14 protein-coding genes are annotated in these 22348 nt (G+C 43.8%); 8 read left to right on the top strand and 6 right to left on the bottom strand.

The window, feature by feature from the left end; translation table 11 throughout:
• Positions 1 to 4: 4 nt before the first annotated feature.
• The 5 genes from EIM92_RS03305 to EIM92_RS03285 form a co-directional block, all read right to left on the bottom strand.
• The gene (locus tag EIM92_RS03305) at positions 5 to 1903 is read right to left on the bottom strand and encodes a GH32 C-terminal domain-containing protein (RefSeq protein WP_125081472.1); all 1899 of its coding nucleotides are present in this window, start codon (positions 1901 to 1903) and stop codon (positions 5 to 7) included.
• 12 nt (positions 1904 to 1915) lie between these two features.
• Positions 1916 to 3418, bottom strand: coding sequence for a glycoside hydrolase family 32 protein (locus EIM92_RS03300; RefSeq protein ID WP_125081471.1), 1503 nt, complete (start codon positions 3416 to 3418; stop codon positions 1916 to 1918).
• 186 nt (positions 3419 to 3604) lie between these two features.
• Positions 3605 to 5230: a response regulator transcription factor gene (locus EIM92_RS03295; protein ID WP_125081470.1), complete on the bottom strand. Its 1626-nt coding sequence runs from the start codon at positions 5228 to 5230 to the stop codon at positions 3605 to 3607.
• Between the two features lie 5 nt (positions 5231 to 5235).
• Entirely contained in the window at positions 5236 to 7017 is a 1782-nt protein-coding gene (locus EIM92_RS03290) for a cache domain-containing sensor histidine kinase (RefSeq protein ID WP_125081469.1), read from the bottom strand.
• A 158-nt stretch (positions 7018 to 7175) separates the two neighbouring features.
• Positions 7176 to 8504, bottom strand: coding sequence for an ABC transporter substrate-binding protein (locus tag EIM92_RS03285; protein ID WP_125081468.1), 1329 nt, complete (start codon positions 8502 to 8504; stop codon positions 7176 to 7178).
• A 256-nt stretch (positions 8505 to 8760) separates the two neighbouring features.
• On the opposite strand from EIM92_RS03285, the gene EIM92_RS03280 reads away from it, so the two are divergent.
• The 4 genes from EIM92_RS03280 to EIM92_RS03265 all read left to right on the top strand — a co-directional run bounded on the left by EIM92_RS03280 (position 8761) and on the right by EIM92_RS03265 (position 12078).
• Entirely contained in the window at positions 8761 to 9141 is a 381-nt protein-coding gene (locus EIM92_RS03280) for a hypothetical protein (RefSeq protein WP_125081467.1), read from the top strand.
• 260 nt (positions 9142 to 9401) lie between these two features.
• The gene (locus tag EIM92_RS03275) at positions 9402 to 10733 is read left to right on the top strand and encodes a hypothetical protein (RefSeq protein ID WP_125081466.1); all 1332 of its coding nucleotides are present in this window, start codon (positions 9402 to 9404) and stop codon (positions 10731 to 10733) included.
• Positions 10723 to 11367 (top strand): hypothetical protein, encoded by a 645-nt coding sequence (locus tag EIM92_RS03270; RefSeq protein WP_125081465.1) that lies wholly within the window; start codon positions 10723 to 10725, stop codon positions 11365 to 11367. Before EIM92_RS03275 ends, EIM92_RS03270 begins: the two co-directional genes overlap by 11 nt.
• Before the next feature lie 183 nt (positions 11368 to 11550).
• Positions 11551 to 12078 carry a hypothetical protein gene (locus tag EIM92_RS03265; RefSeq protein WP_155612370.1) on the top strand — a complete coding sequence of 176 codons (528 nt, stop codon included), beginning with the start codon at positions 11551 to 11553 and terminating at the stop codon, positions 12076 to 12078.
• Between the two features lie 8 nt (positions 12079 to 12086).
• Here the strand turns inward: EIM92_RS03265 and EIM92_RS03260 are convergent, their stop codons facing one another.
• Positions 12087 to 12569 carry a hypothetical protein gene (locus tag EIM92_RS03260; protein ID WP_125081463.1) on the bottom strand — a complete coding sequence of 161 codons (483 nt, stop codon included), beginning with the start codon at positions 12567 to 12569 and terminating at the stop codon, positions 12087 to 12089.
• A 167-nt stretch (positions 12570 to 12736) separates the two neighbouring features.
• Between EIM92_RS03260 and EIM92_RS03255 the strand changes: the two genes are divergently transcribed.
• The 4 genes from EIM92_RS03255 (at position 12737) to EIM92_RS03240 (ending at position 22174) form a co-directional block, all read left to right on the top strand.
• A complete protein-coding gene (locus EIM92_RS03255; RefSeq protein WP_125081462.1) occupies positions 12737 to 14953 on the top strand; it encodes an MrcB family domain-containing protein in 2217 nt (738 codons plus the stop codon).
• Entirely contained in the window at positions 14925 to 17333 is a 2409-nt protein-coding gene (locus EIM92_RS03250; RefSeq protein WP_125081461.1) for a restriction endonuclease-like protein, read from the top strand. Before EIM92_RS03255 ends, EIM92_RS03250 begins: the two co-directional genes overlap by 29 nt.
• Positions 17334 to 17379: 46 nt before the next feature.
• Positions 17380 to 18165, top strand: a complete 786-nt coding sequence (locus EIM92_RS03245; RefSeq protein ID WP_125081460.1) for a hypothetical protein — start codon at positions 17380 to 17382, stop codon at positions 18163 to 18165.
• Between the two features lie 844 nt (positions 18166 to 19009).
• Positions 19010 to 22174 carry an SIR2 family protein gene (locus tag EIM92_RS03240; RefSeq protein ID WP_164515027.1) on the top strand — a complete coding sequence of 1055 codons (3165 nt, stop codon included), beginning with the start codon at positions 19010 to 19012 and terminating at the stop codon, positions 22172 to 22174.
• Positions 22175 to 22348 lie beyond the last annotated feature (174 nt).

Genomic DNA, 22348 nt, shown 5'->3' with positions numbered 1-22348 from the left:
CATTTCAATCCGGTTTATATACGAACACGTTCATCACGGCATAAATTTGCCCACCCGGAGCAAGAGCTTTAATCTCCGTCTGGCCTTCCTTCAGCCCCTTTACGACAGCGGATGTTCCGGTACGGCTATCTACCTGTGCAACCGCCTCATCACTCGATACCCAGGTAAGCTCCTGGGGAGCTGTTAGCGGAACGACCGCCGCTTCCGCCTCCACAGTGCCGCCAAGTGGAACATCTACACTGGAATGGCTAAGCAGAACGCGAAGCGGTTTCGAGCCGTCGGGATCCTCATCCCGCCATATACTGGCCATCGGATAAAAGACGGCCTGGTCCAGCGTCACGTTCCCCTTTGTTACATACAGCTCCAATCCGTTGCTGGTAGCCCCCGGGAATAGAATACTGGAAACCACTGTCTCGCCGTCTGCGCCGAACACCTCCAGCGTCGATTCATCCACATAAATACGCAGCTTAATTTTCCCGTTTAGGGCTCTTAGGGGAGCCTGAACCGTTTCGGCAAACTCGGCTTCAAATGAGCTGTCGCCGGATTTGGTCCGATCTATCGTCAGTGTAGAATTCACGCTGTTATAAGATACAATTGTTTCCTGATTTCCGCCTTTTCTCAGTTTGAAGCCGAATTCCGCTTCTTCTTGCACGGTGAACTCGGCATCGAGTTCATAGGAACTCCCTCGCAGGCCGACCAGGGGATTGTTGCCCGGCTCCAGCCGCTGGGTTCCCACCTTGACAGCTTGGCCACGCAAAGCCTCCAGCTCTTGCACCGGCTGCTGGACAAGGCGCAATCCCTCACCAGGAATGTCACGCAGCTTCAGCTCCCGCGGCAGCGACATATTCCCTTTCCACGGATCGGTCGGCATGGAGAACGGATATCGCCAGTTGGACATCCAGCCGATATAGATACGGCGGCCATCCGTCTTCGGAATATCCGAGTAGGACACTGCGGCGTAGAAGTCTCTTCCGTAATCGGTCCACAGCACTGTGGAGGGCTCATTCTCGTTCTTGAACGTCCGGCCATCGAAGCTGCCGACAAAATATTGCGCTGTCGATCCACGGGTCGTTTTGTTATTTCCAATGCTGAGCGCCAATACCCATCGGGTCTCCTTGCTGCCTTCCACGGGAAGCTCGAACAGATCCGGACATTCCCAAACGGCCGCATGCGAACCCTGGTCGGCGCCGAATTCGCTGGCCATCTGCCAGGTCTTCAGGTCAGGAGAGGTATAGAATCTCACCCGTTTGTCCACCGAGACAACCATCACCCAAGAGTGTGTGGGTTCATGCCAGAACACCTTGGGATCTCTGAAATCCTTGAGTCCGGGATTCGGAATAACGGGATTGCCCTCATATTTGGTCCAGGTGCGTCCTTTATCCGAGCTGTAAGCCAGGCTCTGCGACTGCGTTCCTCCTTTGAAATGGGTGAAGATCGCCACCAACCCCGCTTTGCCGTCAAAAAAACCGCTCGTATCCTTCCAGTCCACCACCGCGCTGCCTGACCAAATCTCCCCGAGTGAATCGCGCACCAGAGCTACCGGCAGATGCTGCCAATGAATCAGGTCCGTGCTGACGGCGTGACCCCACTGGCCGCTATTCTGGTAGAACTGGTGATATTCACCTTCAAAATAAACCATTCCATTTGGATCGCTCATATTCCCGCTTTCCGGCGACAGATGATACTGTGGGCGGTACAGCTCCGTGTAGTAATTGGGAATCGCAGAAAACTGAAAAGCCGCAGGTGCAGTATTAGAGACGGCATTGGATGGAGTATTAGAATCAGAAGCATTCATTTCACTTTCTCCTGATCCGTTATTGTTGGTACTGCCGCCAATGTCGCAGCCTGCTATAACCAGCAGTACTACAGCTACACATGCCAGCTTGCTTGTAGTTTTGATCATAATCCCTCCTGATTAGCTCCAGATAGATTTGAGATTCCACATATTCAGCGACTGCAGCGTTATATTTCCACCCATCGCCTTCATTGTTATTCCGCCGGTTAGAGCAGACGGATACACCCGGCTTGTCAGCACATAACGGCCATCATTTACAAACACCTCGATGGACGAACGGTCGACAAATACCTGCAGTTTAAGCGTGGCTCCGTTAGTATCTGATGTTTCCGTACTTACTGAAACTTCACTTATCGATGCATCGGCATGGCCGGAAGCGCTGCAATCCAGGATCAGCTTGTTTTCCCGGAGCAAATAGCGGATTACCGTCGATTCCCCGCTTCCCTCTGCTGCAAGCAAAGTCATCTCAAGACGCTCAGCTTGTGTGCCGTCCAGAGCAAACTCAGCAATCCATTCAAAACCCTGTCCGTCCCTAACGCTCCACTCCATATCATTCCCGTTAGAGAGGGTCACCCCGGAAGCTATTATGCCATCCTCCCGCAGGAGTTCCAGCTCGGGAACTGGCCGTGAAACCAGCTTGCCTTCCGGCAGCAGCACCAACTCTCGCGGCAATGTCATGGCCCCATACCACCCGCGATCCTCACGGGCCATCTCCGAACCCCAGTGATCCATCCAAGCGATCATAATTCTTCTGCCCTTGTCGTCCAACAAAGTCTGTGCAGCATAAAAATCAGGGCCATGATCCAGCTTCGCTTGAGCCTCCGGTGTAAACTTGCCGCTGGCGTAATCCATTTCGCCGATCATATATAAATTTTTGGCATCCGGCATATTCATCGGTGATAGTACAAGCACATGCTTGTCTCCTAGCGGGAACAAATCGGGGCATTCCCACATGTCCCCTTGAGTGCCGTCGCTCTCCGCTGCCGTCCCCATGTATTCCCATTGCTCCAAATCCTCCGATTGGTAGAGCAGCGCCTTACCTTTGCCTTCTTTCCCGGAACCCAGCACCATATACCACAGACCATCATGACGCCATACCTTGGGATCACGGAAGCCGAGGTTCCCTGTATCGGGCGAACCTGGAATCAGAGGGTTTCCGGAATGTTTGTCAAAAACTACCCCGTCCACGCTGCTCGCTGCGCACTGCACTTCCATCGGCTCCCGGCCGTCCACGTGCCCGGTGTAAATTAGGGTCAGCTTGGCATCAATCTCCACAGCACTGCCGGACCAGCACCCGTAACCGCCCTCCTGCCCAAGCTCATAAGGCTCCGTAGGTGCTAAAGCAATAGGAAGGTGTCTCCAATGCACCAAATCCTTGCTTACAGCATGGCCCCAGTGCATCGGTCCCCATTTGTCACTATAGGGGTGATGCTGATAAAACAGATGATATTCCCCTTTATATTGAATCAGCCCATTAGGGTCGTTCATCCAGCCAGCCTGCGGAAGCATATGGTACTGCAGCCGGTAGTCATCCCGAGCGGCAGCCTCTGCCTGTGCCGCCACCGCTTTCTCCGCCAGCCGGATGCTCTCTTTATGTGCTTGCTTCTCACTCGAAACCTTCATGTTGCATGCTCCTATTCCTTGTTTGTTTTAGACTATTGTAGCTAAACTATCGGAGAAATCATTTCAATATGATCAGTTAGGGAGTTGTGATGTTTTCAGGGAGTGGGGGAAGGGAACGGGCACTTTGGCGTGAAACACAAAATTGCCACATCAGAGTTCCGTCCAATGTGGCATTGCGCAGTTCAGTTACCCGTAGGTGTGATTCTTCAAATACCATTCACGGTATTCCTTGGGGCTTTTGCCCATGTTTTTCTTGAAAGAGGTGCTGAAATAGCTGGAACTGGAATAGCCGACAAGCATGGCGATATCGGTCAGCTTCAGTTCGTTCTCTTGCAAAAGCTGCTCCGCCTTGGCCATTCTCAGCTTGGTGACATAGTCGCTAAACGTAATGCCCACATGCTGCTTGAACAGACCAGATAAATAGGTCTCATTCAGATGAAACATTTCGGCGAGTGAAGAGAGCGTCAACTCGTAAGAGAAATTCTCCTCCACGTATTTTCTGACCGCCTCGACCATATGCTGTCCACTGGAGAAGCGGAGCTTCTTCACTTCGTCCATGACAAGCTGCGCCAGCTCATCTATTTGCCCCAGCACGCCTTCACGTGACTGGTAATCGGCAATGGTCATCTGACAGTTCCACAAATACTTCTGCAGTGCGGAGCCGCCGAGCTCAAACTTCTTAGCGATGGAGCTGAACATCAGCAGGATCCGCAGGGCCAGAAAGGTAAAAGCAAACATCGGCGTATCTCTTTCGCTGCTGAAAATGGTGTCAAGCTGCTGGCGGAAGGTGCTCATGTCCAAATTTTCAATCGCCTGCACCAGCTTCCGCTCCACCTCCGGGGTAAAAGCCTGCGTAAGCTCCATCACCCGGTTCCGTTCACCCTCTCCATCTTTATACACCGTGCTTTGACTCCAGGACAGCATGCAGGAAGCATAACCGTTCTTCAGACGCTTGAGTCCCGTCACTTCCTCGCCAATCCCCGTCACACATTCCAGCTTCAGGTAACTGGCGATATTTCGTTTCAGTTCTTCAACGAACCGTTCCGTTCGATCGGCATGCTCCGGCCCCGATTTCATAATAACCAGAAAATACATCATCGCAGAATTGGCGACATCGCAGAACGGATAGATTTCTTTCCGCTTAGCAGCCGTCTCCCGGCATAGCATTTGAAAAGCCAAATTGAGCAAATCCCGGCGGCCCTGCAGGTCCGCCATCCGCCCCGGCGGCACTCTCATCTCCGCAGCGACAAACTGCAGCTTCAGATCATCCGCCGTCAGCGGGGTCAGTTGCAGCTGCTGCAGCCGTTCTTGGATAGCTGCCAGGCTGTACCACTCGTCTTTAACCATTTGCAGCAAAAAATTCTCCTGCATCAGCCGCAGCTGCTCATTTTTCCATAGCAGATCCTGTTGTGAGATCTGCAGGCTTTTTTGCTCCTGTTCAAATTCTTCACCCAGTTTGCCAAGCAGCTCTTTCAGTTCTGCGCGGGCTACCGGCTTCAACAAATAATCCTTCACTCCAAGCTGTATGGCCGATTTTAGATAATCAAAGTCAGAGTATCCCGACAGCACAACCGTCCTCAGCAGCGGATACTTTTTTTTGCAGATGCGGATAAATTCAATGCCGTCCATCTGCGGCATGCGGATATCGGAGATGACCAGCTGCGGTAGCGGTCCCTGCTCCAGCAGCTGCAGCGCTTCATTGCCGCTGGAGGCCTCTGAGACAATCCGAAAGCCGGCGGCTTCCCAATCGATTTTGGCTTTGATACTGTTGCGAATCCCCCTCTCATCATCCACCAGCATAATCTCATACATGATATTCACCCCTCTATCAGTGGCAACTTCAGTGTAATGGTTGTTCCTGTGTGCAGCTTCGAATCAAGCACGGCTTCGAACTGCTCACCGTAATACAGGCGGCAGCGGGATAGCACATTGCGCAAGCCGATGCTGTCCCCTTTATGATATAAGATTCCCACGCTGTCCCTCGACTCCGTATCGGCAAGAATACTGGCGATCAGTTCCGGAGTCATTCCTGAACCGTTATCCTGTATCTGCAAGTGCAGGCGCGCTCCGCACACCCTGGAGGTGATCGTAACCTCGGCGATTCCCCCTTTTTCCAGGCTGTACTTCACGGCATTCTCTACCAGCGGCTGCAGAATAAACTTGGCGATCAACAGGTGATCCGCGGCGGAATCCTGCTGGATCGCCACCATCAGATGCTCCTCATGCCGCAACTTTAGGAGGAACAGGTAGTCACGAATATAACCGAGTTCCTCGCTGACCTGCACCAGATCCGTATCGAGACTCAGCGAATAGCGCATCATTTTGCCCAGCGCTTCCGTGGCATCTATGACCAGATCCTCTCGTTTCATCGCCGCCAGACCGCTGATGATCTCCAGTGTATTGTTGTAAAAATGCGGATTGATCTGCAGTAGGAGCGCTTTGTATTCGGCATTTTTCCGGCGTAGATTGGTCTCGAATTCCGTTTCGATCAGATACTTCAGCCGATGGGTCATCTCCTCGAATACACCAGCCACATAGTCTACTTCACTCTGCCGGGATCTAGCCTTCGGCATATCTTTCAGTCCCAGCTCGAACTGCCCGTTTCTGACATGCCGCATGGCCCGGGCCATGGCACTTAGTGGCTTCGTTATATTGGTGGAGAGCCGCAGCGCGACAATGATCACAAGGATCAGTAGAACAAAGCTGGCAAGGAGCAGCGTTTCTTTGAGCTTCGTGATGGTGGCATACAGCTCCGCCTCCGGCACCTCGCCGATAATCAACCAATTCTGGGCAGGCAGCTTGCGGTAAAAGAGCAGATAGTCGGTCTCACCCTGGCGAAGCGAAAAAATACCACTGTTCTGTTCTCCACTGTGTTTCTGCAAATAAGCAAGTCCATCGCTAAGCACCTGCTGAGCTCCTGTCAGATCCTGATGAAGTACACTGTGGCCTTCAGATGTCAGTAAAAAGGCTTTGCCGCTTTTGCCGATGCTGATTTTATCCATATCCTGGCGCAGCAGCTCCGTAGGATAGTTGATTTTGATCACTCCGACATCCTGTAGGGACTGGAGCTGCACCAAGGGAAGCACAAGGCTGTTGATCTCGCGCGAACGCATGCTGTCGTCGGCCTGATCCCTGTCTTGGTGAGCCTGCGTCCAGCGCACGTCCTGCTCCTTATATTGTTCGTACCAGCTGCTCTTCAAATAACTTTGGTCCTGTGTCCATAACCCGCCTTCTCCCTTCGCAAAGGTGGATATGGAAATCACATTCGAATTATTGAGCGCATAGGAGGATAGCAGCTCACGCAGCTTTTTTTTGGCCATAAACTGTTCAGCCCTGGTGCTCTCATCGTTCAGTGTAGCGGTTATCCATTCCTGTGTGATGCCGCTGCTCAGCACCTGGTTGCCCATATCTTCAATTTGCGTCAGCAGCGTGCTGACATGGGTGGCAAATTGGTCAATGGTTTGCAGAGTGGAGGTCTGGGTAGATTTTCGGATCTGCTCCGCCGATTCCTTGCTGAGGATAAAGACAACTGACGTAATCGGAAGGATCAGCAGGATTGAAAAGGCCAACATCAATCTGCTGCGTAACGAGTAGAACATGACAACCGCGCCCCTTGTATCATTATGGATCAAAAATTCAAACCAACCCCACAACGAGGGAGTTAAATCTTGAAGCTTCTTGAAGCTGAAAGAAGAAACAGCATTGCCGCCCTTTTTTTAAAGGGCGGCTGCCGTTTCTGCAATGATTGGAGATACTATTATTTTTTCGGGAGACTGTCATACGCCCTGTCTATTTTATTGATGGCTTCGGCAACGGCTGTATCCAAGTTGCGTCCGCCAATCGTCACTTCTTCAATCATCTTGTTTACCGCTTCGGACATTTGCGGAAAGATCGGCGTAATCGGACGAGGTCTGCCGAATTTCTGGTTCTGTACAACAAAGATATTCATAGGATATTCATTGAGCTCAGGGACCTCATTAGCTACAGAATAGCGGGCCGGAATATCTTTTGTGATGGAGGTGTAGGTTTTTGCTCCTTCAGCACCGGTCACCCAGTTCACAAACTGCCAAGCAGCATCGGCATTTTTACTCTTCGACGAAATAGCCAGCGACCAGCTTCCATTGGCGACTGCCTGCTGGGTCTCTTTCGGAAGCGGCGCGATGTCATAATCTTCACCCAATTTGAAGTTCGGGAATTTATCAGCTAAATTGCCTAGTGACCAGGAACCGTCAACCGTTATCGCCAGCTGGCCGTTCGGGAACGCATCTGGCGGGTATTCCAGGGAAGACACTTTATGTTCATTATACAGGTCGGAGAAGAATTGCAGCGCTTTTTTGGTCTCCGGTTTATCCAGATAGCCTTTGGAGGTTGTTCCGTCCGGGCTCATAATCTCCCCTCCAAACTGCCAAATAATCGGATATTTAAAGTATGCTGTTCCGCCTGCATTACCGAAGCCTTGCGCCGGATCAATGCCGTACACGCCTTTGGCCGGGTCGTTTAGCTTTTTGGCTGCATCCAGCACCTGATCCCAAGTCCAAGGCTCTTCCGGGTTCTTGGAAGGGAGAGGAATTCCCTTCGCTTCAAACATTTTTTTATTATAGAAAAGAGCAATGGAGGATTCGGTGAGCGGAGCCATGTAAATTTCATTATTATAGGTGTACGTGGCAATGGTCGATTCCGGAATATCCTCCAGGTTACCGTCCTTCTTGAAATATGCGGTCAGCGGCTGCAATGCACCAGCCTGGGCGTAAGAAGCCATATTCGGGCCATCGATAGCCATAATATCAGGCGGGTTGCCCGAAGCAATGGCTGTTCTCACCTTGGTATCGTAATCAGCAAACGGAATCGGACTCATCTCAACCTTGATATTGGGATGCGCTTCATTAAACGAGGCCACCAGTTTGTCATAGGCTGAATTCTCGGCGTCATTGCCCGAGTTCCTCCAGAACGTGATAGACACCTTCTCTTCTTTGGGTGCTACTGACGATCCCGCCTGTGGCTGTGCATGATCCCCTTTGCTTCCACATCCTGCGAGTAATCCAATTGCCAACATCACGCTTAGTACCACTTTACTCTTGCTAATCAATAATGACCTCCCCTTTCATCTGTTGCTTACGCTTACAACTGAATACTATCAGATATGCCCGGTGATAAAATTCATTATCCTCTGCACTAAACTTTCAAAATGTTCGGTATTTCGATCTAAAACAACTATAATTGAAGAAACATATCTACTGCAGGAGGTCAAGTCTTTGAAAAGAATTGTGATCAATATGGAGAGGTTATTGCCGATATTAACAGGCGTTTGTCGCAAATAGCTCCACATTAGGAGGGAATGTGTTTTGATTAGGATCATATCATCCATCATTTCTTCATTCATTCTATCTCTTGTGTTCACTATGATTAGCCATACGAATGAGGACAATGTCTTATCTTACAGCTTTACAAGTAAGTTATTAAACGGGTTTGTCCTTTTGTTCGCCATATATTTATTTATTGCTGTTCCTATATCCATATTTATCGATATGAGAATTAAGAAGTATGGGAAACTCGCACATCTCTTGCTGTATTGTCTCGGAGGATTCATTCTTGGCGGACTGTTTCTATTGATCAATCCTACATCTAATCCCATGGCCGGCTTCCGTTTAACTTTACTTTTTGCACTGGGTGGCGGGTTGTTTTCTGTAGTATTGAATGTCTTTCGGCTGTTTGTGAGAAGGTGAGGTTTGGGGGATGTTAGTATTCGTTAAGGTGGTCCCGTCTTCATGCAAAAAGAAGCTTAGTTTGAAGGTGATGATACGTTAACTAGGGTTTCGATATAAGCCGCTCTTTGAGCGGTTTTTTTGCTGTTATGGGGCAAAGAGCAGCGGAGCGAGCCATAAGCATTTGCTGGGTAAATGTTTGAATTAATAAATATGATGGAATTTACCGATTTACATAATAAAGGAATACAAGGGTGATTAACCCTGTCAGGAGGCTGTTAATGGGAATAGCATTAAAAATTGTAGGCCTGGATAACGAAGGGTGCTCCATTGAACTGGATGATGAATTATTGACATGCATTGAATATCTGCACCATACAAGCACAGTTCCATCAGCAAGGACTTATGATCCGGGATATACTCTTCTCATTTCAGGCAAGGTAATGCCAATGAAAGAATCAGGAACGGGGCAGGAGATTTTGGAGCTCAGTAAATGGGCCCATCTTCCTTACGAACCTGGTACAGATTATTATCGCAACGTTTATATTACATATGAGAAAGACGAGCAAGTCATACGGGAAATCAATTTCACCAATGCTTATGTTTTGGATTATGAAGAGGGCTATGACAATAAAGATAGTGTAGGAATGTTTAAACTGTCCTTGTCTCAGAAGAAAGATCAGCTTAGAAAAATTAATTTCGGGCAGCAAGAAGAAAGCGATACTGCGGTGAAAAATACCCCAAAACTTCCGACCACCCATAATCTCGTGATGAATTGGGAGAAGAAATCAATAGACGGCGGATCAGCGCCAACCAGAAAGGATATTCTACTGGCTTTATTTGCAAAGAAGTTAGACACCCTACCAGGCATAGACGAGCATAAAGACTATCGTGATGCAGTAATTAACAGATTTATGAGCGGAACACCAATTGCACAGGAACTATTTTTAAAATACGTCAAAAATAACTCTCTCTTAGAGCTAACAAATGAGGATGGATCATTTTATAGGGATTCCAAGGACACCGTATTTTTAAACATTGCAAAAGATTATACTAGGAAGGGAACTGGCGTTGTTTTTTTCCATGAGTATGGACATTATCTTGATGATGTAGCAGGTGATCTTTCCATTGATGCGATCTTTCGAAAATGTATTATGAATGATTTCCGAAGCGCCGTGGAATCTCGAGCGAATGCCATGTTTTTAAGGGAACTGAAGCGTGAACTCGTACCGGTTTTAGGACATATGAGATACAAATTGGAAGACATTATGAATCCTGATTATTGGAATGGAACCAAGGAAACTTGGATTGATTTTAAGAAGCTTTATGAGAATATTAGTGATGAACTCACTCCTCATGAATTGTCGGCAGTTTCAGATTTATATAGTGGGTTGAGTATAGTGAAGGTAGGTAAAGAGACACAACGAATCGTTGGAAATTGGGCGCACCCCGTGGAGTACTGGTCGGCTGATAAAGACAAGGTATTTGTAGAAGCATTTGCTCACTGTTACGAGGCGCAATTCAACTCTGTAAGGAGAGCTAACTTAAGAAAGTATTTTCCTACAGCCTATAAGCGATTCGAGGAATTGTTGGAGGAAGCTTATGCAAAATAAAAGGCGTATATATGGTGGAATATCCCTAACCCTAATTCTAATTCTGATTGCTTATATTATTTATATGCAATTTAATTATCAAGTACATACACAGCAGGAAGCCCAAGAACGCCAAAAAACGGAGCAGCTTCTGAGGTCGAAGGAGAAGCAAATTGAGTTTTACTTTAAAAAAGCTAACGAACTTATTTCGACAAATCAAAAACTTGAAATGAAAATAGATTCATTCGATGGAGGAGAAATTATGGAGTTAGATGACCAATTGGTGTCGGAAGTTTTAGACTCGAGAGAGTATAAAGAAATTATGGCGAAATATGAAGAGCATTATGGGATTTTGGATAAAGTTTTCATTCCGGAAAATGAAACATTAGGTGGTCTAAGATATAAAGTGAAGGAAAGTATCGCGGCAGGGTATGATTTATTACCTAAATACTATGGAATAACCAATGCATTGATGTGGATGGATACAAAGGAGTTTAAAGAATTGAACAAATTATTTAAGGAACACTTTGGCGATGTTATCCCCACTGAAGTAATTTACGGAACTTTCGAAGAATTGAATGATATTGTACATAAAAGTGTGAAGGAAGGGAAGAATCTCTTGCCTGAGTATTACGGGTATGGGAGGAATGGATAAACTATTGATGTACTAAAAGCTTGATGTACTACAAGCAGCGTAAAACATTGGAGAATGCTTATGCAAAATAAGAGGACGATATATGCTGGAGTAACCTTAATTCTATTTCTAGTCGCTTATATCATTTATATGCAAATTGATCATCGGGAACGATTGCAACAGGTAGCCAAAGAACGTCAAGATATGGAACAACTCCTGAGGTCGAAGGAAAAGCAAATTGAGTTTTATTTCCTTAAAGTTAATGGGCTTATTGAGGCAAATCAAAAACTTGGAATGAAAAGAGATTCATTGGATACAGCAGAAATTAGAATGCAAGATGACCAATTAGTGCGGGATGTTTTGGATTCGAAGGAGTACAAAGAGATTGTGGCGGAATATAGGAAATACTATGGTGTTATCGATAAATACAGTATCCCGGAAAACGAAGCTTTAGGCGGTTTAAGATATAAAATGAAGGAAAGCATTGCTGAAGGTTATGATTTATTGCCAAGGTATTATGGAATAACCAATGTATTGATGTGTTTGCATACCAAAGAGTTCGAGGAAATCAACGCCATAATGAAGGGGAGATTTGGCGAAAGCATACCCACCGAACAGATTGGTGGAACTATGGAGCAACTGATAGATATCGTGAATAAAAGTGTGGAGGAAGGGAAGAATCTCCTGCCCGAGTATTACGGGTATGGTAGGAACCAGGATGCTTATTATTGATGTTCCTGTTATTTCTCAAAAGGAAGCTTCTTGTCTTTGAGCTCCGCATTCATTCGCTTTGCTTCCTCAATATTATTAGCAGGTGAAGTGATAGTGATCTTTTTATCCCTATCATGATTGGATTCGGTTAGTTGCTGATAAAGATCCTGGTCTGTAATTTCTATAGAGAAATGCAGGCTTTGATAATCAAAAAAGATCTGGCCAAGATAAGATCTTGTTGATTCGTGGTAGCTGATTAATCCTGATCCAGGAGAAAAGGTTACATGTTCAAGCTTAATTACATCTCCAATGACTAGAGAGCCGATGAAACTGTGTTCTTTGGTGTTATACTCGCCATTCATGGATACCTCTACCGTTTGATTTATCTCGTCCCCATACATAAATGCTGTAATGTCGATATTTATCACTTGCTTAGGATTGGTACAACTGACGAGGACAAGAGACAGAATAACGATCATATAAGTTTTAAGTAGAAAACTATTATTTTTCATTTGATTCGCTCCCCATTATAAAAATATCTGAACCATTCCGAATACCTCTATGCTAAGGGTTATCTCCTTCACTCCAGGTTTTGGACTATAATATATATAACTTGATAAATAAACGCTATGTTACAAGATATATTTATTAAACTCAACTTTCACCTGGAGGAACAGAAATGTCATTACCGACTGAATTAGCATCTATTTTTCGTGTGAAGCAAAAATCTTACAAGATGGTACTCGTACTCTCTATGATTGGCATTTGGCGCGAAACCCAGCAAAGGTTTATATCGTTAGATTCCATTGCGGAACGGTTTTTAAGCTACTGCAGAGATCGGGAAGTAAATAATCTAGTCGTGGATATTCCACCGAATAGCATGGCTTCTCGTTGGTCAGAGGTGAGTGCTACGCAAGTGAAAGCGATATTAGATACCCCGGTCGAGGCGCTTAGAAGTATTCTAGCTAAAAACGACAGGAATGAGCTAACATTCACCTATGCGATATGGGACGGAGGGGAAGAAGTTCTGACTGAACTCGAAAGATATGCCAACCGGGAATTAGAGTCCTATTATACGGAGCTTCAGTCGAGCTCTTTCTCTCTAAAGGAGCACCTGAGCCATATATTACTTACATATAGAACGGCTAAGCAGGAACCGTTTGCGAATCATCCTCTGGGGACAGCGTTTCGAAGAACGATTCCCGAAGGAATAAGGCAATACCCGTTCATCTCAGATCATATTCGGGTTCAAGGTTCTGTGGGTCAAGGAAATTGGGCTACCGTTCCCTGGATTGCATTGATGGATACACGTCTTACGGGATCAACTCAATATGGCGAATATTTAGTTTATCTTTTTGCCGAAGATATGAGCTCTGTCTATTTAACCTTTAACCAAGGGGTGACGAAACCTATTCGGGATCGTGGGAGAAGGGCAGGTTACACATACCTTGAAAATAAAGTCGACCAAATAAGAAAACAGTTGCCTTTGGTTGGCTTTACAAAGGACGACCGAATTGAGTTAACCACAAGCGGGTTAGGACGTGATTACCAGGTATCTACCGTTGCCTACGTCCGATATGACAGCAATAACCTTCCCCAAAACGAACAGCTTGTAGCTGATTTGCAACGGATGATGGAGGATTATCAGATCTATGTACAAAGTCAATTGCAGACAGCGGCGAATGAAGAAGAAGAGGATCAAATCGAGGATGAGGAGTCGGAAGAAGTGGAGACACTGTCCGTAACACAGCGGTTGTCACAGATACGCTCATTTATTCAGAATAGAGGATTCTCATATCCAGATGGATTAATAGAGAATTTCTATCTTTCCATCAAAACAAAGCCGTTTGTCATTCTAGCAGGGATATCAGGCACTGGAAAGACAAAACTAGTTAAGTTGTTTGCTGAAGCGATGGGGGCAACCGTGCAGAATGGACAGTTCGCGCTTATCCCGGTTAGACCTGACTGGAGCGATCCCTCAGACTTATTAGGATATAAGGATTTATCAGGAACCTTTCGTCCTGGACGATTAACGGAAGTGCTATATGAAGCCTCTAAGCCGGAAAATCGCTCTAAACCCTACTTTATTTGCTTAGATGAAATGAATTTAGCCAGGGTAGAGCATTATTTTAGCGATCTTCTCAGTGTATTGGAAACCCAGGAATGGCGAGATGGTGAAATTGCGACGGCTCCATTAATTTCAGCTGCTTCCCTATCTTCTGAGGAGGATCAGCAGAAGTACGGGGACCTATCGATTCCTGATAACGTGTATTTCATGGGTACAGTCAATATGGACGAGACCACCCATCCTTTTAGTAAAAAAGTTCTCGACCGAGCCAATACCATTGAATTTAACTATATCAATTTATTGCAGCTCCCAGATGAAGTGGTGGGAGAGACGATAACAGAAGCCGTTGCTCCGAATTCCTTTTTACGAAGTGATTTTCTTCAGCTTGTCGACGCATTGGATGAGAACAGGGAGCTCATTTCAGAAACGACACAAAGTCTAGCTCAATTGAATGAAATTTTAGAAGGCATACACGCCCATGTAGGGTTTCGAGTTCGTGACTCCGTAAGCTTCTATATGATATACAATCGCCGTGACAACTTAATGTCGGCTGATGAGGCGTTCGACCTTCAATTACTTCAGAAAATATTACCTCGAATCCAAGGGAGTAGCTCTGCGGTTAGACGAGTTCTCTTGGAATTGTTGAAGGTGTGTTTAGATCGACCTCTTGCCATCAACGAACTAATGGAGGACTTATCTCCAGTATATAATGAGGCAGAATTTCTCAATGCACAGTCGCAGATCAAATATCCGCAAAGTGCCCGCAAGATTGTGTTCATGTTACGGAGGTTAGAAGAGGATGGATTCACTTCATACTGGTTATCGTAATGGGACGGTAGAGTTACTACGGATCGAGACCAATCTATTTAACTTATATATTCAGGGCAAACCGTTTCACCCCACGGTAGAGGCATTACAGTTACACCGGGATGAGGAGGGTGCCATGGTGAATGCCCACTGTCGTATAGATAAATTCTCCTCCAATTTAGAGATTAGCTCCATATCGGTCTTCTCGCCAGAGAAGAATGGATTGCAGGAATGGGATGAGGGCCAAGCGTGTGCCCCTCTTTTCTTTGAGACGCAGGCTTATGAAATTGTAGTCGAGAAAAAGCAAGATGTGGCTATTCAGTTTTATCATGAGAATATGTACTTAAGAGAGGCGGTAAAGCCTCTTGGGAAAAATATATTATCTGGTATTTTGAACTTCCAGAATGAGGTTGGATATACGGAATTAGAGCTTCGCTTACATGGACAGGCGCTCATGCAATTACAGTTAGAAATTTTTCCGACGAAGATGGATTATAAAAAGGACTATGAAACGATACTGAGCGATGTGAATCAACAAATTTATAATCTGTCCTTTGATTTTTTGCGGAAAACCTACCATTTGACTGGGCTAAAGGATACAACCCAGCAAAGTATGACAGAGTTCTTTGCCATCTTAAAACATATGTTTCAACATCTTGTTCAGGCCGTGGAGCGCATTAAGAATGCGCCTCACATTAAGACAAATATAGTGAATCAGAAAGTAACCTCTGGTAAGGCAAGACATGCTGGGAAGGGTAATTTAGCTTACCTCTCTAGACATCCGGAGCTGTTTGTTAAGGATAACAAGAACGGAATTATTCATATTAATGGCCAAAATATGTACCCCACCCATGTATTGGAATCTAAGAAGTATATGGACTTCGATACAGGGGAGAATCGCTTTGTTCGGTGGGTTTTAATACGGATTGCAAAGAAATTGCAAGCTCTTCGTGTTCGGTTAAAGTCCGTAGAGCGTACTTCCGATCCTCAACTATTAAGAAGTGTAGATCTGATGGAATCTCAGCTACAAAGGCTGCTACGATACGATTTTCTGGCAGTCGGCGATATGACGCACATGTCAGTATCCCTTGTTCTACAGATGGCACCTGGGTACAGAGAGGTGTACCGTTGCTATCTCATGCTGATGAAGGGTCTCTCGGTTCAAGGAGATCTCATTCGTTTGTCATTAAAGGATTTAGCTCAGTTGTATGAGTACTGGTGTTTCCTGAAAATTCACGATTTACTAAGTCGTAAATATGAACTCATCAAACAAGACATCGTCAAGGTGAATCGTTCAGGGATTTTTGTGAAGCTCGACAAAACTCAGAAGTCCAAAATCATGTATCGGAATCCTCAGAATGGCGAAGTATTTACACTTTATTATAATTCACTACCAAGGGGAGAGCAGACCCCTACGGTGGGCCAGATGCCGGATAATGTTCTGACCTTGAAAAAAAGCGATTCTTCGATTGAATATAAATATATTTTTGATGCGAAGTATCGCTTAAATCCAGCTTATGAGGGGACTCCATACCGGAGGATGTACACGAATCCTGGACCTGAGGAATCAGATATTAATACGATGCACAGGTATCGGGATGCCATTGTATATGGGGATGGACAACAAGAATTGGAACGTAGCATGTTTGGGGCATATGTTCTGTTCCCCTATGACAATGAAGAGCAGTTTCGCGATCATAAATTCTATAAGAGTATTGAGCTTGTCAACGTGGGAGCATTTCCATTCCTACCTAATGCCACAAGCCTGATGGAGAAGTTCCTGGATGAAATCATTATGGATAGTCCAGAGAAGGCTTATGAGCGGTCTACCCGTCCTCGTGGGACGAAAGAATACTATTTCAACAAGCTTGAGGGGAAGAATGTCCTTGTTGGTTCGTTGCGAGAGCCCTCCCAACTGGATGTGGCTTTGTCAGAACGATTCTATCATATGCCGCTTAAAAATATCGTCGATCACAAGCTTCTCACCCAAATCGAATATATTGCCATGTGCCAGTCTCGTAGGAAGTTTCAGGAGCCAGGAAACACGGGCATCCATTGGTTCGGCCGAATTCAGGATTGGAAAGTCGTTCGAAGAGGCGAGATCACAGAACGGCCTGCCCGGCCCGGCACGGAAGAAGAACTATATGTTAAATTCACGATTGAACGCTGGGAACGGCGGGACAAGCCGATTGCCTTAGGTGGACAGGGCATCTATACCTGTCTGTACACGAGCAAATACATGTTTGATCGTGCCCATGAAATTGCAGAACTGAAGCTAGAAAATGACGAGGATCTGCGACAATGGCGCGAAGCCCGAAGAGTCGGCAAGGTCAAAGTAGAGCTGGATCATGCAGATGTGGATTTGGCGGGATCTGTGGTGGAGATTCGAGTGGAGGAGTAGGCGGGTTGAATAGGTAGTTTAAAATTCTAGGAAAGTTGAGATTCGGATGAAGGATATAGTTTTTGAATATTACCAAAATGAAGTAAGGACTTATGCACTGGTCCATAAACATATCAAGAAACATTATTACTTTGTCAATACTATGATGATACTCTGCTCTGTAATAATACTAACCTGTGTTTTTATTTCTTTGTTCAATGTTGGTTATAGAAAGTGGTTAATTATTTCGAGTATAGTTTCAATGATTATACTTTCTTATTCGGTTTTTATTTTTTTCAGAGCTGTTAAAAGAGTCATTAGAAAGAGATATAAAATTAGTGTCGGGAGGAGAATCTGGAAAAGTGCGAAATTAAAGGAGTTAAAATCGAATAAGCTCACCGATTTTCTTTACAGTAAGGATATAAAAACTAGATGGAAGATAGAAAAACTAATTGAGTTGTATAAAAATGATAAAGAAAAGTCCAAATTGCCTCCGCTAATTGCACCTAGTCTTCTTGTAGCAGTGTTGACTCCGAATCTAACCCAATTACTTTTTTATGTTTATAAAGATAAGGAATTGATGCAACTATTTGATATTCTGATGTTATTTGCGGGATGCACTTTTCTCTCTTTGATACTAATTGCAATTTTCACTTCATTAATAAGATTAAAAGACAGTATAGTTAATGATATTTTTCAAAACCAAAATAGCATTAGGGAAGGGCTCATTCAACAACTAGAAGATTTACTTTTACGTATGCCGGATGAAGTAGAAAAAGGACAAGCGAAGGATGTTATAAAACAAAAAGAGGATACAGAATATAAAGTTTTACGTCGTAAAGAAATCAATTAGAATTTCGTGCGTTTAATTTGTTGTGAACTTGTATAAATTTACACGAAAAAGAGAGCAGATATCTGCTCTCTTTTTTCGCCAAAAGCCTCCTTTAAGTCAACAAAATGATTATTTTTTTTGGGAAGGCTTAAAAATCGATAATTGCGTACTCTTATTAGTAATTCCGCTTTTAGTAAACATTTATAGTCTTGAAGACACGGATTTACATCGTTAAAATGATTATCTTTCCAATAGCCTAACCCCAAATTATCAAATAAGGGAGGATTTTCCTATAACTTGTCGAAAGTACCCTTAACTAGATCTTTAGGCATGGAAGGGTGAATGGCGACCAGATGAACGTGAGGTATTGGAGAAATAGCTTAGCCGATGCGGACTGGTTGGATCTAATCTTTAACAAGATGAAGCCCAGTAGGTTTTTAATTGAAAATGACGCAATTGAGAAAGGTGTCGTATCCTCGGATACCGTACTGCAATAAGGATAAGAAGAAGACGATTTTGATGAGGTAGTGTGCCCTGCCGTAACTTATGTGAAGAAAGAGCGTGGTAGCACGATTAACTATAGATAACCTTAAGTTATTGTTCTATTATGGATTCCTGCCTTACTGGATGTATCCAAGGACGTTAAAGCCCCATCCATGATTTACGCCTTGGATTTGTAGGGGCTTTCTGGAGCCGAGTGAAACTGAAGTTTTACCGATGGGGAATATTGGTCAGATGTGATGAATGTCTTTCAACACGATCTGTAAACCGGGAAAGCTAGGTTTATTGGATAATTCATTTGATTTGTCTGTTGGACGTCGGATCAACTAAAAATAACACTACTGAAATATAGAAGGTGATAAGTGTGGTCAGTGATAAGTTGAACATTGAATTAGATGCATTTATTCGCTCAGTTTCAATAAATAAAAGTTCGCCTCATTCATTGTTAATTGGAGCGGGTGCTTCTATAACATCAGGTATTCCCTCGGCTTCAAATTGCATATGGCAGTGGAAGAGAGATATCTTTTTAACTAAGAATCAAGGTTTAGGTGATCAATTTAATAATATTACATTGCCACATATCCAACAAAGAATTCAAGAATGGCTAGATTATGAAGGTGAGTATCCTGAGTCGGGGGCAGATGAAGAGTATAGCTTCTATATTGAGAAGTGTTATCCTATACCACGAGATCGCCGAAGATACTTTCAATCAATTATAGAAAATAAGAAACCTTATATTGGGTATCAACTACTTGCCTTGCTTGCAGGAGCGGGGGTAGTTCAATCGGTGTGGACGACTAATTTTGATGGATTAGTTGCAAAGGCTGCTCTAAACTCTGCATTAGTAACTCCAATTGAGGTAGGACTTGATAGTATAGATAGAATAGAAAGAATATATACACGAGGTGAGTTACTCTGTGTATCTTTACACGGCGACTACAGGTATGACGCCCTTAAAAATACCGAAAATGAATTGCAAGTACAAGACCGAAAACTAAGGCTTGCCTTAATTAATCATCTAAAGACCCATAATTTAATTGTAAGTGGTTATAGTGGTCGAGATCATTCTGTGATGGCAGCACTTGAAGAAGCTTATTCTTATTCTGGAGAAGGGAGATTGTATTGGTGCGGTGTTGAGGAGTCTGAGCCTAATGAGGTTGTAAGTCGATTAATTAAGAAAGCTAGAGAAAACGGACGAGAGGCTTATTTTATATCGACATCAGGCTTTGATGATTTAATGTCTCGATTGGCCACACACTGCTTAGAATCAGTATGGAATGATAAAGTAAATGAATTAACAAAAGAATTTTCATTAAACAAGGTATCTCCTTCATTTAGTATTGATTCAACTAAAATAGGTTCTATTGTTAAAAGTAATGTTTTTCCTATCGATATTCCTACTGAGGTTTTGCAATTTAGCGCTCCTTTACTTAAAGGCGCTGGAACTTGGCAAAAAGTTATGGAATTAATAAATAAAAAGAATGTGGTGGCTGTTCCTTTTAAAGGACAGATATTAGCTCTTGGCTTGGTTGACGAATTGAGAGATGTCTTTCGGGAGTATGTTGATAGTGAAATTGTAAGAACTCCGATTAGTAGTAGAGAGTTATCTTACGAGGATGGGGTTATCATATCATTATTAACATCGGCATTAGTCAAGTCCGTTGTTCAAAGTAACACCCATTTATGTACAGACGGAAGGAACTTAATCTGGGATTCTACTGTCTCTCACCAAGAAAGAATTCAGGGCCAATATTTTAATGTTCACGAAGGTGTTTTATTATATATACGACAAATCAAGGGGAAGCATTATGTGATACTAAAGCCCACCATAAAAGGTAGTACTATAAATGGAGAAGAATTATCTGTAGAAGTTTCAAAAGAATTAAAGCGATCGGTACTCCAAAAGCAATATAATCAGAAATTTAATGCTGCATTAATGAAATGGAGATCAAAGATAATATCTGAAAAGTCAGTTAGATCTTATGACTTTCCTGCAGGATGTGGCTCTACGTTTAAATTTCATATTAAACCGGCTCCACTCTATGCAAAATTAACTAGTTCTAGCGGTAGAAATGAAATTACGGTACCACCATCTATGGAAAAGTATATAAGTTTATCAGGAATGCATTTTAATGAACCTAAGCTATTGTTTTCAAGTCATAGTGGACAAGCGGGAGTTAAGGAGACACATCCTATTAGGGGAGTGTTGCATAATAGACCGTATGATTTTAGTATAACCCAAAGTGCTGTAGCGAGGGAAATTACAATAGGAGTAATTTGCCCTGAAGCGGATTCAGGAAAAGTAAGTAGTTACTTTGGTAATATTCATATGAGGAGAAAACCTGAAACCAATACTGAGTATCTTATGGAGTTCCCGGGGTTTATGCAGGCATTTGGAACTGCAATAGATATTCCTCAGCCTAATCAGAATAACTGGTTCTATTGTGATGAGCCGACTAAATTTATGGATCAAAAGCATGGAGCAATCGAACTGGCTAGGCATATTTGCGATGCACTTGATAGATTAAACATCAATTCAGCCCCAAATGTGGTAGTGATTTATATCCCTGCAAGGTGGAGGATTTGGGAGAAATATAATGATATTGGGGAGCGTTTTGATTTACACGATTATATTAAGGCATATTGTATTCAAAGGGGAATCGCAACTCAGTTTTTAAGAGAAGAAACATTGAGAAAACCACAACAATGTCAAATAATGTGGTGGTTGTCTCTTTCATTTTATGTTAAGGCGGGCAGGACTCCATGGATTTTGGACTCTCTCGATCGTGATACTGCTTTTATGGGAATAGGCTATAGTGTAGATACTTCTGCTAGTAAAGGCAACCAAATTATTTTAGGATGTAGTCACTTATATAGTTCAAATGGGCTAGGGCTTAGATATAAGTTAAGTAAGATTGAAGAGCCGATATTTCGAGGAAAGAATCCCTATATGTCACAAAATGATGCAAGACGAATGGGAGAGAGCGTGCGGCAGCTATTCTATGAGTCTCTTTCCAGACTTCCTCGAAGAGTTGTTATTCATAAGAGAACTCCATTTCAAAAAGAGGAGAAAGAAGGTTTATTACAAGGATTAGCTGGTATCGAAAATATTGATATGATAGAAATCAATATTGAATCCGCCCAAAGGTATGTTTCCTCAGTAATGAAGCATGATGGTACATTTGTGGAAGATGGTTTCCCTATTAGACGTGCAACATCAATTATTTTAGAAAATCAAAAGGCCCTACTATGGGTTCATGGTACAACTGAGGCTATTATTTCAAATAGAAAATATTATCAGGGAAAAAGCCGTATTCCAGCGCCGTTGGTAATTAAACGACATCATGGGAACTCGAGCCTAAGTACTATTGCAAGAGAAATATTGGGTCTCTCTAAAATGAATTGGAATACATTTGATTTATACACTAAACTTCCTGCAACAATTCAGTCATCCAACGAAATTGCTAAAATTGGGTCGCTGTTAGAACGGTTTGGGCCTATGTCTTATGATTATAGATTGTTTATCTAAGTACTGAGTAGGGTTCTATATTTTATGTTATCACTGTGGGAGATATCTATGGTTGATAGAACATTACAAGAATGTCAAAGTGCAAGACTTAATTTAGTAAGTTATCAATAATGAAATAAATTTAATATATGATGATTTATTTTTGGTAAAAAAGAAAAAACCGCATTCCCAAAA

It is taken from the genome of Paenibacillus lentus, assembly GCF_003931855.1.
GTDB classification, from domain to species: Bacteria; Bacillota; Bacilli; order Paenibacillales; family Paenibacillaceae; genus Fontibacillus; species Fontibacillus lentus.
Note: the sequence above shows the minus strand (reverse complement) of the source record. Positions and strands in the feature narration are given on the sequence as shown.

Excerpts from the sequence above, each read along its gene's own strand:
- EIM92_RS03250 (WP_125081461.1), top strand. The coding sequence starts at position 14,925 with ATGGATTCACTTCATACTGGTTATCGTAATGGGACGGTAGAGTTACTA.
- EIM92_RS03305 (WP_125081472.1), bottom strand. The coding sequence starts at position 1,903 with ATGATCAAAACTACAAGCAAGCTGGCATGTGTAGCTGTAGTACTGCTG.
- EIM92_RS03275 (WP_125081466.1), top strand. The coding sequence starts at position 9,402 with ATGGGAATAGCATTAAAAATTGTAGGCCTGGATAACGAAGGGTGCTCC.
- EIM92_RS03290 (WP_125081469.1), bottom strand. The coding sequence starts at position 7,017 with ATGTTCTACTCGTTACGCAGCAGATTGATGTTGGCCTTTTCAATCCTG.
- EIM92_RS03295 (WP_125081470.1), bottom strand. The coding sequence starts at position 5,230 with ATGTATGAGATTATGCTGGTGGATGATGAGAGGGGGATTCGCAACAGT.
- EIM92_RS03270 (WP_125081465.1), top strand. The coding sequence starts at position 10,723 with ATGCAAAATAAAAGGCGTATATATGGTGGAATATCCCTAACCCTAATT.
- EIM92_RS03255 (WP_125081462.1), top strand. The coding sequence starts at position 12,737 with ATGTCATTACCGACTGAATTAGCATCTATTTTTCGTGTGAAGCAAAAA.
- EIM92_RS03265 (WP_155612370.1), top strand. The coding sequence starts at position 11,551 with ATGGAACAACTCCTGAGGTCGAAGGAAAAGCAAATTGAGTTTTATTTC.
- EIM92_RS03245 (WP_125081460.1), top strand. The coding sequence starts at position 17,380 with ATGAAGGATATAGTTTTTGAATATTACCAAAATGAAGTAAGGACTTAT.
- EIM92_RS03260 (WP_125081463.1), bottom strand. The coding sequence starts at position 12,569 with ATGAAAAATAATAGTTTTCTACTTAAAACTTATATGATCGTTATTCTG.
- EIM92_RS03300 (WP_125081471.1), bottom strand. The coding sequence starts at position 3,418 with ATGAAGGTTTCGAGTGAGAAGCAAGCACATAAAGAGAGCATCCGGCTG.